The sequence below is a fragment of the Listeria swaminathanii genome (assembly GCF_014229645.1).
Classification (GTDB): domain Bacteria; phylum Bacillota; class Bacilli; order Lactobacillales; family Listeriaceae; genus Listeria; species Listeria swaminathanii.
Window position 1 is genome coordinate 1 of the sequence record NZ_JAATOD010000001.1, and the last position, 15,204, is coordinate 15,204.

Below are 15,204 nucleotides of genomic sequence, written 5' to 3' on the forward strand. Positions count from 1 at the left end.
GAGTGGAAGTGTAGCGATACATGGAGCGGACAAATACTAATCGATCGAGGACTTAACCAAAAAATGAAACGAAGTTACCTAACTGAACACTTTCTTCTCTAGTTTTGAGAGAGCAATCTTTCAACAATTCAATATTGTCTGGTAGTTATGGCGAGAAGGTCACACCCGTTCCCATCCCGAACACGGTAGTTAAGCTTCTCCGCGCCAATGGTAGTTGGGGGTTTCCCCCTGCGAGAGTAGGTCGCTGCCGGGCAATTTGAAAAAGTCCTAATTATTTAGGGCTTTTTTTGTTTATAAAAAGATAAATAAATTGCTAATAGGTAGGGATATCTAGTATAATTAAAGTCAAAAATAGTCAAAGTCAGTGATTTGTAAAAAATAGAAAGGAGATTCCTTATAATGAAAAATATTTCTGATATTATAGAAGCTTATTTGAAGCAAGTCTTGGAGTCTAGTGAGGCTGTTGAAATTAAAAGAAGTGAAATTGCGGATAAGTTTGAATGTGTTCCTTCGCAAATTAACTATGTAATAAATACTAGGTTTACAATGGAACGAGGTTATATCGTTGAAAGTAAACGTGGTGGCGGTGGATATATTCGAATTATTAAAGTGAAAATGAATGATAAGCTTCAATTATTAGAAGCGATTATATCAATGGTTCATGATAAAAAGGTTTCTCAATCATTTTCTGAAGATGTAATTTTGAGGTTGCTTGAAGAAGATGTTATAACGAAAAAAGAAGCAAGATTAATGGTTGCAGCTTTAGACCGGGAAGTTTTAATTTTACCTTTACCGGATAGGGATATTTTGAGGAGTAGGATTTTAGAAGCAATGTTGGTTGCTTTGAAATATGATTAAGGTGTGATGACGATGATCTGTCAAAGATGTGGGGAAAATAAGGCTGTTATTGCTTTACAACAATTAAATGAGGCTGGGAAAGTAGAGTCATTGTATCTATGTGAGAATTGTGCAGCTAATGAAGCTCTCTCTTCGGAAAAAGATTTAGTCAAGGCAATGGATACTTTTAGTGAGGTTGCTCTGGATTTCTTAACACTTTTACAAAAAGAAGAAAATGTGCAGAAAAAGGTTGTTTGTGGGAATTGTCAGCTTAGTTTTGATGAGTTTTTACAAACGAATCGAGTGGGTTGTTCGGAATGTTATTCGGCTTTTGAAGAGCAGTTGGTACCTATTATTGGGCGAGTACAGAATGGATATACAAAGCATGTTGGGAAAGTACCTGCAGAGGTTGAGCGAGCAGAGGGTGTTCAAAATGAGATTAGTCATTTGCAAGAAAAATTAGCTCTCTTGGTTAAAAATGAAGAGTTTGAAGAAGCTGCGATCATTCGTGATGAAATTAGGGCTTTGAAAGCTGGGGGTGAGGATAAATGAATGTGTTTGAACCTCGGCTTAGTTCTTGGTTAGAAAATGCTGGTGATGACGATGATGTTGTCCTAAGTTCTCGTATTCGGCTTGCTAGGAATTTAAAAGATGAAAAATTTCCGATTTATGAACAAAAGGAAGAAATTGTTGACCAGATTGCAGAAGTTTTTGATGATAGTTTTTCTTTATTTAAAATGAATCAGATCTCTCTATTGGAAAAGGCTCTTTTGGTGGAGAAGCATTTGATTAGTCCTTATATGATGAATAAGAGTGAGTATGGGGCGGTTCTTTTAAATGAGGAAGAAAATGTGAGTATTATGTTAAATGAGGAAGACCATTTGCGGATACAGTGCATGACTCCTGGGTTGAGGTTGTTTGATGCGTTGGAGGCGGCTTTGCAAATTGATGGGTATGTGGAAGAGAAGTTGACGTATGCTTTTGATAAGCAGTTTGGATATTTGACGAGTTGTTTGACAAATGTTGGGACTGGAATGCGGGCTTCTGTGATGGTGCATTTACCGGGTCTTGTTACAACGAAAAGAATTAAAAGTGTGATTGAGGCGATTAGGAGTCTTGGTTTTGTGGTAAGAGGTATATACGGGGAAGGTAGCATGCCCGCAAGTAGTATATTCCAAGTTTCGAATCAAGTGACTTTAGGTAAAACTGAAACGGAAATTGTGGAAGATTTAACGCAAGTCATGGAACAAATTATTATGCAAGAACGTGTCGCTAGAACTACTTTGAAGCAAAAATTTCATATTGCACTGGAAGATAGAGTTTTTAGGTCATATGGATTATTGATGAATTGCCGAATTATTTCTATGAAAGAAGCAGCCGATGCTATATCAGATATACGGCTTGGTGTAGAATTAGGGTTTTTCGAGCATATTTCTCGCCAAAAAATGAATGAATTGGTACTATTTTCGCAACCAGCTTTTTTGAGAAAAGAAGCAGGGCGCGATATGGATGAATTAGAAGAGAAAGTAATACGGGCCAAAGTGATTCGCGAGATTTTGGGCGATAAATAATGAGGCTTACGATAAGGAGGAAACAACAATGATGTTTGGACGGTTTACGCAAAGAGCTCAGAAAGTACTCGCGTTGTCACAAGAAGAGGCGATGCGTTTGAATCATAGTAATTTAGGAACGGAACATATACTGTTAGGCCTTGTACGAGAGGGCGAAGGAATTGCGGCGAAAGCTCTTTATGAACTGGGAATTAGTTCGGAAAAAGTGCAGCAAGAAGTGGAAGGATTAATTGGTCATGGTGAAAAAGCTGTGACAACGATTCAATATACACCACGCGCGAAAAAAGTAATTGAACTTTCGATGGATGAGGCTCGTAAATTAGGGCATACTTACGTTGGGACAGAACATATTTTACTTGGGCTTATTCGTGAAGGTGAAGGAGTTGCAGCGCGAGTTTTAAGTAATCTTGGTATTAGTTTGAACAAAGCGCGTCAGCAAGTTTTACAGCTTCTTGGTGGCGGAGAAGCTACTGGTGCTGGTCGCCAAACAAATACGCAAGCAACTCCGACGTTAGATAGTTTGGCTCGTGATTTAACGGTTATTGCGCGTGAAGATAATTTGGATCCGGTTATTGGCCGCTCTAAGGAAATTCAACGTGTGATTGAGGTACTTAGTCGTCGGACGAAAAACAACCCTGTTCTTATTGGGGAGCCTGGTGTTGGTAAAACGGCGATTGCAGAAGGCTTGGCGCAACAAATTGTTCGTAATGAAGTGCCTGAGACTTTACGAGGAAAACGTGTTATGACGCTTGATATGGGGACTGTTGTAGCGGGTACAAAATATCGCGGTGAATTTGAAGACCGTTTGAAAAAAGTAATGGATGAAATTCGCCAAGCTGGTAATGTTATTCTATTTATTGATGAGTTGCACACTTTAATTGGTGCTGGTGGAGCGGAAGGTGCAATTGATGCATCGAATATCTTGAAGCCACCGCTAGCTCGTGGCGAATTGCAATGTATTGGTGCAACTACCTTGGATGAATATCGTAAATATATTGAAAAAGATGCTGCACTTGAAAGACGTTTCCAACCGATTAAAGTAGATGAACCGACTGTTGAAGAATCTGTTCAAATTTTACATGGTTTACGTGATCGTTATGAAGCGCATCACCGTGTTGCTATTACTGATGAAGCACTTGAAGCAGCTGTACGGTTATCTGATCGTTACATTTCAGACCGTTTCTTGCCAGATAAAGCGATTGATGTAATTGATGAAGCTGGTTCGAAAGTACGTTTGAAATCTTTTACAACACCAAAAAACGTAAAGGAAATGGAAAACAATTTAACAGATTTGAAAAAAGAAAAAGATGCGGCTGTTCAAGGGCAAGAATTTGAAAAAGCGGCAGCATTACGTGATAAAGAACAAAAACTTAAAAAATCACTAGAAGAAACGAAAGCAAATTGGCAAGAAAAACAAGGCCTTGACCATAGTGAAGTTACTGAAGATATTGTTGCTGAAGTGGTTGCTAGTTGGACAGGAATTCCTGTTGCAAAACTGGCGGAAACTGAGACGAATAAACTGCTTAATATGGAAAAACTTATACATGAGCGTGTGATTGGGCAGGATGCAGCTGTTAAAGCTGTGTCGCTAGCTGTTCGCCGGGCTCGCGCTGGTCTTAAAGATCCGAAACGTCCGATTGGTTCTTTTATTTTCCTTGGACCTACTGGGGTTGGTAAAACGGAACTTGCACGTGCACTTGCTGAATCGATGTTTGGTGATGAAGATTCGATGATTCGTATAGATATGTCCGAGTACATGGAGAAATTCTCGACTGCTCGTTTAGTTGGGGCTCCTCCTGGTTATGTGGGGTATGAAGAAGGTGGGCAACTGACGGAAAAAGTTCGTCAAAAACCTTATTCAGTAGTCCTTTTAGATGAAATTGAAAAAGCGCATCCGGATGTATTTAATATGTTGTTACAAGTGCTAGATGACGGGCGTTTGACGGATTCTAAAGGTCGTGTCGTTGATTTTAGAAATACGGTGATTATCATGACTTCCAATATTGGGGCTCAAGAAATGAAACAGGATAAATCAATGGGCTTTAACGTGGTGGATCCGATTAAAGATCATAAAGCAATGGAGCACCGCGTTTTACAAGACTTAAAACAGGCTTTTCGTCCAGAATTTATTAACCGGATTGACGAAACAATTGTGTTCCATTCGCTACAAGAAAAAGAATTGAAACAAATTGTTACGCTGTTAACTGCTCAATTAACGAAACGATTGGCTGAGCGTGATATTCATGTGAAATTAACGGAAGGCGCGAAAGCTAAAATCGCCAAAGACGGCTATGACCCAGAATACGGGGCGCGTCCTTTGAAACGAGCTATTCAAAAAGAAGTGGAAGATATGCTTTCTGAGGAATTGCTTCGTGGCAATATTAAAGTAGGCGATTACATTGAAATTGGTGTGAAGGACGGTAAATTAGAGGTTAGAAAAAAAGCTGCTCCTAAAAAGAAAACAACTACCAAAAAAGTAAAAGCAAAATAAATAAATGCCTTCCTTAATTCAAATTTAAGGAAGGTTTTTTGTGTGAAAATTAGGATTAGGGCTGAAAAAACGAATTTGGTGAAAAGGGTTAACGCGAACAGATGATCTGTGGTAAAATGAAGCATATGTATGGAGGGATGTAAAAAATGGCTAAAGCAAAAAGGACGACCAAATTTGTATGTCAGGCATGTGGGTATGAATCGGCAAAATGGATGGGTAAATGTCCGAATTGCAATGAGTGGAATCAAATGGTGGAGGCGTTAGAGCCATCGAAGAAATCGCGCTCGGCTTTTAATCATACAGGAGAACCTTCAAAAGCGACTCCGATTACACAAATAGCAAGCGAAATAGAACAACGTGTTGAAACAAATATGCCAGAATTAAATCGAGTGCTTGGTGGCGGGGTAGTTCCGGGATCAATGGTGCTTGTCGGAGGAGATCCTGGTATCGGGAAGTCTACTTTATTACTACAAGTATCGGCGCAACTTACACTTACAAATAAAAAAGTATTATATATTTCTGGGGAAGAATCTATCAAGCAAACGAAACTTCGCGCAGAACGATTGCAAGTTTCTGGGGATAATTTATACGTTTATGCAGAGACAAATTTAGAAGCTGTTCAGGAAACAATTGATTTTGTGAAGCCTGATTTTGTCGTAATTGATTCAATCCAGACGGTTTATCACCCGGATGTTACGAGTGCAGCGGGGAGCGTTTCGCAAGTTAGAGAATGTACAGCAGCGTTAATGCGAATTGCCAAAATGCAAAATATTGCTATCTTTATTGTTGGTCATGTGACAAAGGAAGGTGCGATTGCGGGACCACGTCTACTTGAACATATGGTAGATACTGTGCTTTATTTTGAAGGGGAGCGTCATCATGCTTACCGGATTTTGCGTGCAGTGAAAAACCGTTTTGGATCAACGAACGAAATGGGTATCTTTGAAATGCGGGACGTTGGGCTTGTTGAAGTGGCTAATCCATCAGAAGTTTTCTTAGAAGAACGTCTTGAAGGCGCTTCTGGGTCAACGGTAGTAGCGTCAATGGAAGGAACTCGTCCAGTTCTTGTGGAGATTCAGGCACTTGTTTCACCGACAATGTTTGGTAACGCTAAACGAATGGCGACTGGAATTGATTATAATAAAGTGTCGCTAATTATGGCTGTTTTAGAAAAACGAGTAGGTTTGATGTTGCAAAATCAAGATGCTTATTTGAAAGCGGCTGGTGGAGTTAAATTGGATGAACCAGCAGTGGATTTGGCAGTTGCGGTAAGTGTGGCATCTAGCTATCGTGATAAACCAACGAAAAGTACAGACTGTTTTATTGGGGAACTTGGGCTTACAGGAGAAATTCGCCGAGTAGCGAGAATTGAACAACGTGTGCAAGAAGCTGCGAAACTTGGTTTTAAACGAATTTTTATTCCTAAAAATAACGAGGGAACGTGGAAGATACCAAAAGACGTAGAAGTTGTTGGGGTAGAAACAATTGGAGAGGCTTTGAAGAAAGCTTTACCGAACTGAAAATAAATACTTACGGGATTCCGTGAGTACTATTTGCGGTATGGTCTTTTAATAGTGTAAAATAGTGCTATATGTATATTGGTAATAGCCCGATTATATATAAATAAAAAAAATGGAAAGGAGGAAACTAAATGCTTACATGGGTAATTCGAGTGTGTTTTTTAATTCTAGGTGGGACAACGGGAGTCTTTTCGCTGCCAACACTTTGGGTGAAACTTGGAATAGGACACATTTTGCTAATTAATAATCCTTATACTGATGCTCTGATTGGTGCACTTATATTTTATCTTATTACTTTTTGGGCGGTGAAATATGTAGAAGCCGCACTTAATTGGTTAGAGGAAAAGTTAGCTAAAATTGCTATTGCAACTCTTGTTTATGGGGGACTTGGTTTATTTGTAGGATTAGTAATTGCGTTTTTTGCGAGCAATGCACTAAGTCAAACGAATATTCCGCTTTTAAATTCTGTAGTACCAGTTATTTTAACGTTAGTGCTAGGTTATTTAGGGTTCCGTATTGGAATCAGTCGTCGCAATGAATTTGGAAATTTTGTCAATAACAGAAATGCTAAGAAAAAAACACCGGAAGAAGAGCAATCAGAAGAAAAATCTAAAAAGACATACAAAATTCTAGACACAAGTGTTATTATTGATGGTCGTATTGCAGATATTTTAGCTACTGGATTTTTGGATGGAACGGTTGTTATTCCACTGTTTGTATTGGCTGAGCTGCAGCATATTGCGGATTCATCGGATACACTTAAACGAACAAGAGGTCGTCGAGGGTTAGATATTCTAAACCGAATTCAAAAAGAAGACTCTATTCAAGTGGAAATGTATGAAGGTGATTTTGAAGATACGCCAGAAGTCGACAGTAAACTTGTAAAACTTGCTAAAGTAATGGGCGGGATTGTTGTAACAAATGATTATAATTTAAATAAAGTATGTGAGTTCCAAAATGTACCAGTTTTAAATATTAATGATTTGGCCAATGCTGTGAAGCCTGTTGTTTTACCAGGAGAGAAAATGACTGTTCTTATGGTGAAAGATGGTAAGGAGCACAATCAAGGCGTTGCATATTTAGATGATGGAACGATGATTGTTGTGGAAGATGGTCGTAAATTTATTAATGAAACTATTCAAGTTGAAGTAACTAGTGTTCTACAAACATCAGCAGGAAGAATGATTTTTGCTAAACCATCCTGATTAGAAGGGGGAAATAAGCATGAATTATGAGTTGGTTTTTTTAGCAGCAGGTCAAGGAAAGCGAATGAATGCTCAAAAAAACAAAATGTGGCTAGATCTAGTTGATGAACCGATTTTTATTCATGCCTTGCGTCCTTTTTTAGCGGATAATCGTTGTTCCAAAGTGATTGTCGTGTGTCAAGAAGAGGAAAGAAAGCATGTAAAGAAATTAATGAGTCAGCTAAATGTTGCTGAACATCGAATTGAAATCGTGAAGGGCGGAAGTGAACGCCAATATAGCGTAGCGGCGGGGCTGGAACGTTGTGGAACAGAGAGTGTCGTGTTGGTACATGATGGTGCTAGGCCGTTTGTTACAGTAGATATTATTGATCGACTGTTAATGGGTGTAAAACAAAGTAAAGCCGCGATTTGTGCAGTGAGAGTAAAAGATACGGTGAAACGAGTTGTGAATGACGTCGTTCAAGAAACAGTTGACCGAGAAAATCTTTGGCAAATTCAAACGCCGCAAGCCTTTGAACTGCATATTTTACAAAAGGCGCATCAACTTGCTCGAAAAGAACAATTTTTAGGGACGGATGAAGCTAGTTTAGTGGAGCGAATTCCTTGTCCGGTTGCTATTGTCCAAGGAAGCTATTATAATATTAAGCTGACAACTCCTGAAGATATGCCGCTTGCAAAGGCGATATTAGGAGAACTTGGAGGGAAAGTAAATGATTAGAATTGGCCAAGGTTATGATGTACATAAACTTGCCTATGACCGAGAGCTGATTATTGGCGGGATTAAAATTCCTTATGAAAAAGGTTTGCTTGGCCACAGCGATGCAGATGTGCTGCTTCATGCCATAACGGATGCCATTATCGGGGCAATTGGTGCGTGTGATATTGGTCATTTTTTCCCGGATACAGATATGGCTTTTAAAGATGCGGACTCAGCGGAGTTACTTACTGAGATTTGGCAGAAAGTAGAGGCGGATGGTTTTCGTCTTGGAAATTTAGACGCTACTATTATTGCTGAAAAACCTAAAATGGCGCCATATGTAACTCAAATGAAGCTGAGGATTGCGGAGTTGCTACATGCGGATCCGACGCAAGTGAATGTAAAAGCAACGACAACAGAGAAATTAGGATTTACTGGTAGAGAAGAGGGAATCGCGAGTCTTGCGGTTGTCTTACTTGAAAAATAATTGAAGGAGTGAATAATTGTGAGTGAAACAAAACGAGTACGTGTGCGTTATGCGCCAAGTCCAACTGGATTTTTGCATATTGGGAATGCGCGTACTGCCTTATTTAACTATTTATTTGCAAGACATAATGATGGAGATTTTATCATTAGAATTGAAGACACGGATGCTAAGCGTAACATAGCTGATGGTGAAGAAAGCCAAATGACAAACTTGAAATGGCTTGGTATGGACTGGGATGAAGGTGTTGATGTTCCTGGGAAATACGGACCTTACCGTCAATCCGAACGTCAATCGATCTATGAGCCGCTAATTCAAGAACTTTTGGACAAAGATTTGGCATATAAATGCTATTGTACAGAAGAAGAATTAGATGCAGAACGTGAAAAACAAAAAGCAAATGGTGAAATGCCTCGTTATAGCGGGAAATGTCGCCATTTAACAAAAGAACAACAAGCGGAAAAAGAAGCGCAAGGCTTTAAACCGAGCATTCGTTTCAAAGTGCCTGCGAATGAAACAATTACTTTTAACGATATGGTAAAAGATGACGTTTCTTTTGAGTCAAATGGTATTGGTGATTTTGTTATTGCGAAAAAAGATGGAATTCCGACTTATAACTTTGCTGTAGCAGTGGATGACCATTTGATGGAAATCTCGCATGTTCTTCGTGGGGATGACCACATTTCGAATACACCAAAACAAATTATGATTTACAATGCTTTTGGCTGGGAACCACCAATTTTCGGTCATATGACGCTGATTGTGAATGAAAGTAGACGTAAACTAAGTAAACGTGATGGCTCGATTATTCAATTTATCGAACAATATCGTGACTTAGGATATTTACCAGAAGCGTTATTTAACTTTATCGCTATGCTTGGTTGGTCTCCTGAAGGGGAAGAAGAAATTTTCTCTAAAGAAGAGTTCATTAAGATGTTTGATCCGAAGCGTTTATCTAAATCACCAGCATTATTTGATAATGTTAAATTGACTTGGGTGAATAACCAATACGTGAAAAAATTACCGCTAAATGATGTCGTAGAACTTTCTTTACCTCATTTACAAAAAGCGGGCGTTGTTTCTGCAGAGCTCAATCAAGCAGAACTTGATTGGGTGCATAAATTAGTTTCGCTTTATCATGAGCAAATGAGCTATGGTGCGGAAATTGTGCCACTTTCGGAAATGTTCTTTGCGGATGCGGAGTCGATTACTTTTGATGAAGAAGAAACAGCAGTTCTGGCTGAAGAAACAGTGCCAACCGTTATTTCGGCTTTCAAAAAAGAGTTAGAAGCACTGGAAGTTCTTGAAGCTGCGGAAGTTAAAGCTGCTATCAAGCGTGTCCAAAAAGAAACGGGCGTAAAAGGTAAAGGTTTGTTTATGCCAATTCGTATTGTGACAACTGGTGAAATGCATGGTCCGGAATTACCACTTGCAATTGAGGTTCTTGGCCTTGAAAAAGTGCTTAATCGTTTGGATACATGGTTGAAAAATAATTAATTTTAAAGGGAAGTGTCTCGGCTATTTGCGGGGCACTTTTTTATTTTGATATATTTCAGTTGCAAGGAATTTTATTGCTGTTATAATAGAACTAAATATACGGAAAAAGTGCTGATGGGAAGAAGTACGGAATTCTAAGCTTGAAGAGAGAGTCGCCGCGGCTGGAAGCGACTTAGCTGAACACTCCTGAAATGCCTCCCTGAATTCTGATGGGAAATTTAGTATCATCAGACGAAATGTGGGTCGTTATCCCCACCCCTAGAGTTGGAGTAGCTGCTAAAATTAGCAATACTCAAGTCAGAGTGGAACCGCGCAAAGCGTCTCTGTATCGGAGGGGCTTTTTTTGTTGGTTTGGGTTCCAATGAAAAATGTACAAACTTGAATAAGGAGGCAACAAAATGCCAACTCGCTTAAAAGAAGATATTACAACAATTATAAAGAATGACCCTGCGACGAAGAGTTTTTTTGATGCTTTTTTAACGAATCCAGGATTGCATGCACTTTGGTGGCATCGTGTGGCGAACTTTTTTTACCGTCATAAAATGGTTTTGTTGGGGAAAGTATTAGCGCAGACCGCTCGTTTCTGGACTAATATAGAGATTCATCCAGGCGCAACTATTGGTAGAAGACTTTTTATTGATCATGGTGCAGGGATTGTTATTGGAGAAACTGCAGAAATTGGTGAAGATGTAACGATATTCCACGGGGTTACACTTGGGGGGACTGGGAAAGACTGCGGGAAACGCCATCCAACTGTCGGTGACGGGGCGCTCGTTTCAGCGGGGGCGAAAGTACTTGGGCCGGTAGAAATTGGAGCAGGCGCGCGTATTGGTGCGGGAGCTGTCGTTTTAAAAGACGTGCCACCTGGTGCAACGGTTGTCGGAATTCCGGCGAAGGTTGTTCGGTTGAATGGTCGCACGGTAGGTCATGCAGTCCCGAAAATGGACGAATTAACGTTACGAATTGCGGAATTAGAAAATATAGTAGAAAAACTTTTGAAGGAAAAGGAGTAGATCTGATTGTCGATACAAATTTTTAATACGTTAAAACGAGAGAAAGAGCCTTTTAAACCGCTCAAAGATGGCGAAGTGAAAATGTATGTTTGTGGGCCAACTGTTTATAATTATATTCATATTGGGAATGCGCGACCAATCATCGTTTTCGATACGGTTCGACGTTATTTTACGTATCGTGGCTATGATGTGAAATTCGTATCTAATTTTACTGATGTGGATGATAAATTGATTCGTGCGGCTAATGAACTGAAATTGACGGTTCCGGAAGTGGCGGATCGCTTTATCGGTGCTTATTTTGATGATGTGGATCAGCTGAATGTGGCGAAAGCGACTGTGAATCCGCGTGTAACGGAAAATATGGATGAAATTATCCAAATGATCAGTACGCTAATCGAAAAAGGTTATGCATACGAGTCGGCTGGTGATGTATATTTCCGGACGAAGGAATTCAAAGATTACGGCAAACTATCTGGGCAAGCATTATCGGAACTACAACACGGGGCGCGGGTTGAATATAATGAGCGGAAGCAAGATGAACTTGATTTCACACTTTGGAAAGCTGCAAAGCCGGGCGAGATTTTTTGGGAAAGTCCGTTTGGGAATGGTCGTCCGGGTTGGCATATTGAATGCTCGGCGCTGGCGAAAAAATATCTTGGTGAGACGATTGATATTCATGCGGGCGGGCAAGATTTAGTATTCCCTCACCATGAGGATGAGATTGCTCAATCCGAAGCAGCAACTGGGAAAACATTCGCGAACTACTGGATGCATAATGCCTTTTTAAATATTGATGGGGAAAAAATGTCCAAATCGCTTGGGAATTTTATTACACTACATGATGTGCTAAAAGACAATGATCCAAATGTGATTCGTTTCTTCATGTTATCGGTGCATTACCGGAAGCCAATTACGCTGAATGATGCGATTTTGGAGGATGCGAAAAATGGGCTGGAGCGTTTAATGATTGCTTACCAAAACATTGACCACCGCATTCAAACAGATGACGGTGAATATGTGGAAGAAGCGCATGAGGACGAGTGGTTAGAGCAACTGACTGAATTAAAACAAGCTTTTGAAGATGATATGGATGATGATTTCAATACAGCGAATGCCATTACAACTTTCCACGAACTTGCGAAACGCGCTAATATTTACCTTTCAAAAGAAACGGTTTCTGTTAATGTGTTGCGAGAATTTTTAAGTATGATGCGTTTATTCGCAGAAGTACTAGGATTGAAATTAGAAAATACGCAAACTGATTCGTTGGATGATAGCGAAGTAGAGGCGTTAATTGAAGAACGTCTACAAGCGCGAAATGAACGTAATTTTGCACGTGCTGATGAAATTCGAGACATTTTAAAAGAAAAAAATATTATTTTGGAAGACACTGCGCAAGGCACGCGGTTTAGACGGGGGTAAATCATGGCAGAAGTGAAAGAATACAAACAACTGAATGGTCTCGCGCTTGCTTACATGGGTGATGCGGTATATGAAAAATTTATCCGTGAATATTTACTCGCAGCAGGGAAAACCAAACCGAACCAATTGCATAAAACGGCGACAAAATTCGTTTCTGCAAAAGGGCAAGCGGTGGCGCTGAAAGCTATGATTGCGGAAGGTTTTTTGACAGAGGAAGAAGACCGGATTGCCAAGCGTGGCCGGAATGCGAAGTCATATACAGTGCCTAAAAACACGGATCCAGGAACGTACAGTATGTCTACTTCATTTGAAGCGGTTCTCGGTTATCTTTATTTAGCGGGTGAGATGGATAGACTTCAAGAATGGATGGAAAAGGCGCTTGAAATAGTAGAAAAAGGAGTGGAAAATAACTAATGGAACAAGAAAATGAGCAAGAGTGGATTGGTGGGAGAAACCCTGTCCTTGAGGTATTAAGATCTGATCGAGATATCCAAAAAATATACGTACAAGAAGGTTCGCAAAAAGGTGTTTTAAAACAAGTATTAAGTTTGGCGAAAGAACGTAAAATCCAAGTTCAATTTGTACCAAAACAAAAAATCGAAAAAGTAGTAAGCGGGGCACATCAAGGTGTTGCGGCACAGGTTGCAGCTTATCAATATGCGGAACTCGACGATTTATTCGCGGCAGCTGAAGCGAAAGATGAAATGCCATTTTTCATTATTTTAGATGAACTAGAAGATCCGCATAACTTAGGGTCGATTATGCGTACGGCAGACTCTGTTGGCGCACACGGGATTATTATTCCGAAACGCCGCTCAGTGGGATTAACGCAAACCGTAGCAAAAGCTAGTACTGGCGCGATGGAGTATGTTCCAGTAGTTCGTGTAACGAATATGGTGCGTACAATGGAAGAATTGCAAAAACGTGGACTTTGGATTTTCGGTACTGATGCGAAGGGTAGCAGTGATTACCGGACGATGGACGTGGATATGCCGCTTGCTATTGTTATTGGTAGTGAAGGTTTTGGAATGAGCCGTTTAGTTCGCGAAAAATGCGATTTTCTTGTTCATTTACCAATGCGCGGAAAAGTTACATCACTTAATGCTTCTGTTGCAGCTAGTTTGTTACTTTATGAAGTTTATCGGAAACGTTTCCCTCTGGAGAAATAAAGATGGAACAAATTCTGCTTGTTGACGGGTATAATGTGATTGGGGCTTGGCCGGAATTAAGTTATTTGAAAGATCGTGATTTGGAAGCGGCGAGAGATAAGCTGGTTGAATGGATGGCGGAGTATCAAAGTTACACGGGATACCGGGTTGTGGTCGTTTTTGATGCACAGTTTGTCCGAGGTGTGAAGCGGAAAAGTAAGAAATATCAAGTCGAAGTCGTTTTTACACATGAGGACGAAACGGCGGATGAATACATTGAACAAAAAGCAATTGAATGGAAAAATGTGCGAACGCAAATTATGGTAGCGACATCTGATTATACAGAACAGTGGGCTATTTTTGGACAAGGAGCGTTACGGATTTCTTCCCGTGAACTACTTTTTGAAATTCAAGAAATGAGCAAACAAATCGGTCAGAAAATCAAGCGAATTCAGGAAGAAATGCCAAAATCCAACCTTAATCTAGATTCTGATGTTATTTCACAGCTTGAAAAGTGGAGAAGAGGCGAGGAGTAAGGGATTGACGGTAAGTTTCTAACTATGTATAATGGAGCAACCATGGAAGAAATCCTGTCGTAAAGGAGCCGATTAGCCCAGTGGATAATTCAGTGAATCAGGAAGAAATGGCGATGCTCGAACTAGCGAGAAGCGGTGATACAGAAGCGCTAGAATATTTTTTCAGTAAGTATCAGTCAGTTATTTACTGGAAATCAACCCAGTATTTTCTGCAAGGTGCTGAGCGGGATGATTTAATCCAAGAAGCGATGATTGGTCTTTTCAAAGCGATTCGTGATTATGACAAAACCAAAGAAGCTTCTTTTCGATCTTTTGCAGAAATGTGTATTAACAGGCAGCTTCTTTCAGCTGTAAAACGAGCATCCAGACAGAAGAATATTCCGCTTAATAATTCTGTTTCACTCGATACACCAATGGCCGAAGATGATGTGGACTGGACTTTACTGGATGTTATTTCCGAAAAAGCCGCCGAAACACCAGAAGACTTTTTAATCAAAAACGAGGATTTAACGCATGTAGCACGTCAACTAGAACAAGTCACAAGCGAATTTGAAAAAGAAGTATTAAAACAATATTTAGAAGGCAAGAGCTATCAAGAAATGGCGGTTTTCTTCAATAAAAAAGAGAAAGCAATCGACAATGCTCTGCAACGCGTAAAAAAGAAAATGATGAAACAGCTAGAATGAAAAAACAATTGACTAGCTAAGAGCCAAATGTTATATTTATATGGATGAAATGTGCCTATTTTTTGGCATGGCATATTTAATGATTGCGGAGTTGAGA

General features: G+C 39.9%; 15 protein-coding genes, 1 rRNA gene and 1 other annotated feature. All 16 genes read left to right on the forward strand.

Annotation, left to right across the window (positions count from 1 at the left end; genetic code table 11):
• Positions 1-137 precede the first annotated feature (137 nt).
• The 16 genes from rrf to HCX62_RS00085 all read left to right on the forward strand — a co-directional run bounded on the left by rrf (position 138) and on the right by HCX62_RS00085 (position 15,107).
• Positions 138-253 (forward strand): 5S ribosomal RNA (gene rrf, locus HCX62_RS00010).
• 146 nt (positions 254-399) lie between these two features.
• A complete protein-coding gene (locus tag HCX62_RS00015) occupies positions 400-858 on the forward strand; it encodes a CtsR family transcriptional regulator (RefSeq protein ID WP_185636562.1) in 459 nt (152 codons plus the stop codon).
• Positions 859-870: 12 nt separating this feature from the next.
• Entirely contained in the window at positions 871-1,389 is a 519-nt protein-coding gene (locus tag HCX62_RS00020) for a UvrB/UvrC motif-containing protein (protein ID WP_185636563.1), read from the forward strand.
• On the forward strand, positions 1,386-2,408 hold the full coding sequence (locus HCX62_RS00025; protein ID WP_185636564.1) for a protein arginine kinase: 1,023 nt from the start codon (positions 1,386-1,388) through the stop codon (positions 2,406-2,408). Before HCX62_RS00020 ends, HCX62_RS00025 begins: the two co-directional genes overlap by 4 nt.
• Positions 2,409-2,436: 28 nt before the next feature.
• On the forward strand, positions 2,437-4,899 hold the full coding sequence (locus HCX62_RS00030) for an ATP-dependent Clp protease ATP-binding subunit (protein WP_185636565.1): 2,463 nt from the start codon (positions 2,437-2,439) through the stop codon (positions 4,897-4,899).
• Positions 4,900-5,045: 146 nt separating this feature from the next.
• The gene (radA, locus tag HCX62_RS00035) at positions 5,046-6,419 is read left to right on the forward strand and encodes a DNA repair protein RadA (RefSeq protein WP_185636566.1); all 1,374 of its coding nucleotides are present in this window, start codon (positions 5,046-5,048) and stop codon (positions 6,417-6,419) included.
• A 131-nt stretch (positions 6,420-6,550) separates the two neighbouring features.
• Complete coding sequence (locus HCX62_RS00040; RefSeq protein ID WP_185636567.1) at positions 6,551-7,624, forward strand: PIN/TRAM domain-containing protein; 1,074 nt, start codon at positions 6,551-6,553, stop codon at positions 7,622-7,624.
• Between the two features lie 19 nt (positions 7,625-7,643).
• Complete coding sequence (ispD, locus tag HCX62_RS00045; RefSeq protein WP_185636568.1) at positions 7,644-8,342, forward strand: 2-C-methyl-D-erythritol 4-phosphate cytidylyltransferase; 699 nt, start codon at positions 7,644-7,646, stop codon at positions 8,340-8,342.
• Positions 8,335-8,808: a 2-C-methyl-D-erythritol 2,4-cyclodiphosphate synthase gene (ispF, locus tag HCX62_RS00050; RefSeq protein ID WP_185636569.1), complete on the forward strand. Its 474-nt coding sequence runs from the start codon at positions 8,335-8,337 to the stop codon at positions 8,806-8,808. The genes ispD and ispF overlap by 8 nt, the downstream gene beginning before the upstream one ends.
• Positions 8,809-8,826: 18 nt before the next feature.
• Complete coding sequence (gene gltX, locus HCX62_RS00055) at positions 8,827-10,302, forward strand: glutamate--tRNA ligase (protein WP_185568856.1); 1,476 nt, start codon at positions 8,827-8,829, stop codon at positions 10,300-10,302.
• A gap of 102 nt (positions 10,303-10,404) precedes the next feature.
• Positions 10,405-10,630, forward strand: a binding site (T-box leader).
• 70 nt (positions 10,631-10,700) lie between these two features.
• Positions 10,701-11,315 carry a serine O-acetyltransferase EpsC gene (epsC, locus tag HCX62_RS00060; protein ID WP_185504574.1) on the forward strand — a complete coding sequence of 205 codons (615 nt, stop codon included), beginning with the start codon at positions 10,701-10,703 and terminating at the stop codon, positions 11,313-11,315.
• A gap of 6 nt (positions 11,316-11,321) precedes the next feature.
• Positions 11,322-12,737 carry a cysteine--tRNA ligase gene (cysS, locus tag HCX62_RS00065; RefSeq protein ID WP_185636570.1) on the forward strand — a complete coding sequence of 472 codons (1,416 nt, stop codon included), beginning with the start codon at positions 11,322-11,324 and terminating at the stop codon, positions 12,735-12,737.
• A gap of 3 nt (positions 12,738-12,740) precedes the next feature.
• Positions 12,741-13,151, forward strand: a complete 411-nt coding sequence (locus HCX62_RS00070) for a Mini-ribonuclease 3 (RefSeq protein ID WP_069001297.1) — start codon at positions 12,741-12,743, stop codon at positions 13,149-13,151.
• Entirely contained in the window at positions 13,151-13,906 is a 756-nt protein-coding gene (gene rlmB, locus HCX62_RS00075) for a 23S rRNA (guanosine(2251)-2'-O)-methyltransferase RlmB (protein ID WP_185636571.1), read from the forward strand. The genes HCX62_RS00070 and rlmB overlap by 1 nt, the downstream gene beginning before the upstream one ends.
• Positions 13,907-13,908: 2 nt before the next feature.
• Entirely contained in the window at positions 13,909-14,421 is a 513-nt protein-coding gene (locus HCX62_RS00080; protein WP_008946653.1) for an NYN domain-containing protein, read from the forward strand.
• 80 nt (positions 14,422-14,501) lie between these two features.
• Positions 14,502-15,107 (forward strand): RNA polymerase factor sigma-70, encoded by a 606-nt coding sequence (locus tag HCX62_RS00085; RefSeq protein ID WP_185636572.1) that lies wholly within the window; start codon positions 14,502-14,504, stop codon positions 15,105-15,107.
• Positions 15,108-15,204: the final 97 nt, after the last annotated feature.

Coding starts and splice junctions, on each gene's coding strand:
- HCX62_RS00040 (WP_185636567.1), top strand. CDS start 6,551: ATGCTTACATGGGTAATTCGAGTGTGTTTTTTAATTCTAGGTGGGACA.
- rlmB (WP_185636571.1), top strand. CDS start 13,151: ATGGAACAAGAAAATGAGCAAGAGTGGATTGGTGGGAGAAACCCTGTC.
- HCX62_RS00030 (WP_185636565.1), top strand. CDS start 2,437: ATGATGTTTGGACGGTTTACGCAAAGAGCTCAGAAAGTACTCGCGTTG.
- ispF (WP_185636569.1), top strand. CDS start 8,335: ATGATTAGAATTGGCCAAGGTTATGATGTACATAAACTTGCCTATGAC.
- HCX62_RS00080 (WP_008946653.1), top strand. CDS start 13,909: ATGGAACAAATTCTGCTTGTTGACGGGTATAATGTGATTGGGGCTTGG.
- epsC (WP_185504574.1), top strand. CDS start 10,701: ATGCCAACTCGCTTAAAAGAAGATATTACAACAATTATAAAGAATGAC.
- HCX62_RS00015 (WP_185636562.1), top strand. CDS start 400: ATGAAAAATATTTCTGATATTATAGAAGCTTATTTGAAGCAAGTCTTG.
- radA (WP_185636566.1), top strand. CDS start 5,046: ATGGCTAAAGCAAAAAGGACGACCAAATTTGTATGTCAGGCATGTGGG.
- ispD (WP_185636568.1), top strand. CDS start 7,644: ATGAATTATGAGTTGGTTTTTTTAGCAGCAGGTCAAGGAAAGCGAATG.
- HCX62_RS00020 (WP_185636563.1), top strand. CDS start 871: ATGATCTGTCAAAGATGTGGGGAAAATAAGGCTGTTATTGCTTTACAA.
- HCX62_RS00070 (WP_069001297.1), top strand. CDS start 12,741: ATGGCAGAAGTGAAAGAATACAAACAACTGAATGGTCTCGCGCTTGCT.
- HCX62_RS00025 (WP_185636564.1), top strand. CDS start 1,386: ATGAATGTGTTTGAACCTCGGCTTAGTTCTTGGTTAGAAAATGCTGGT.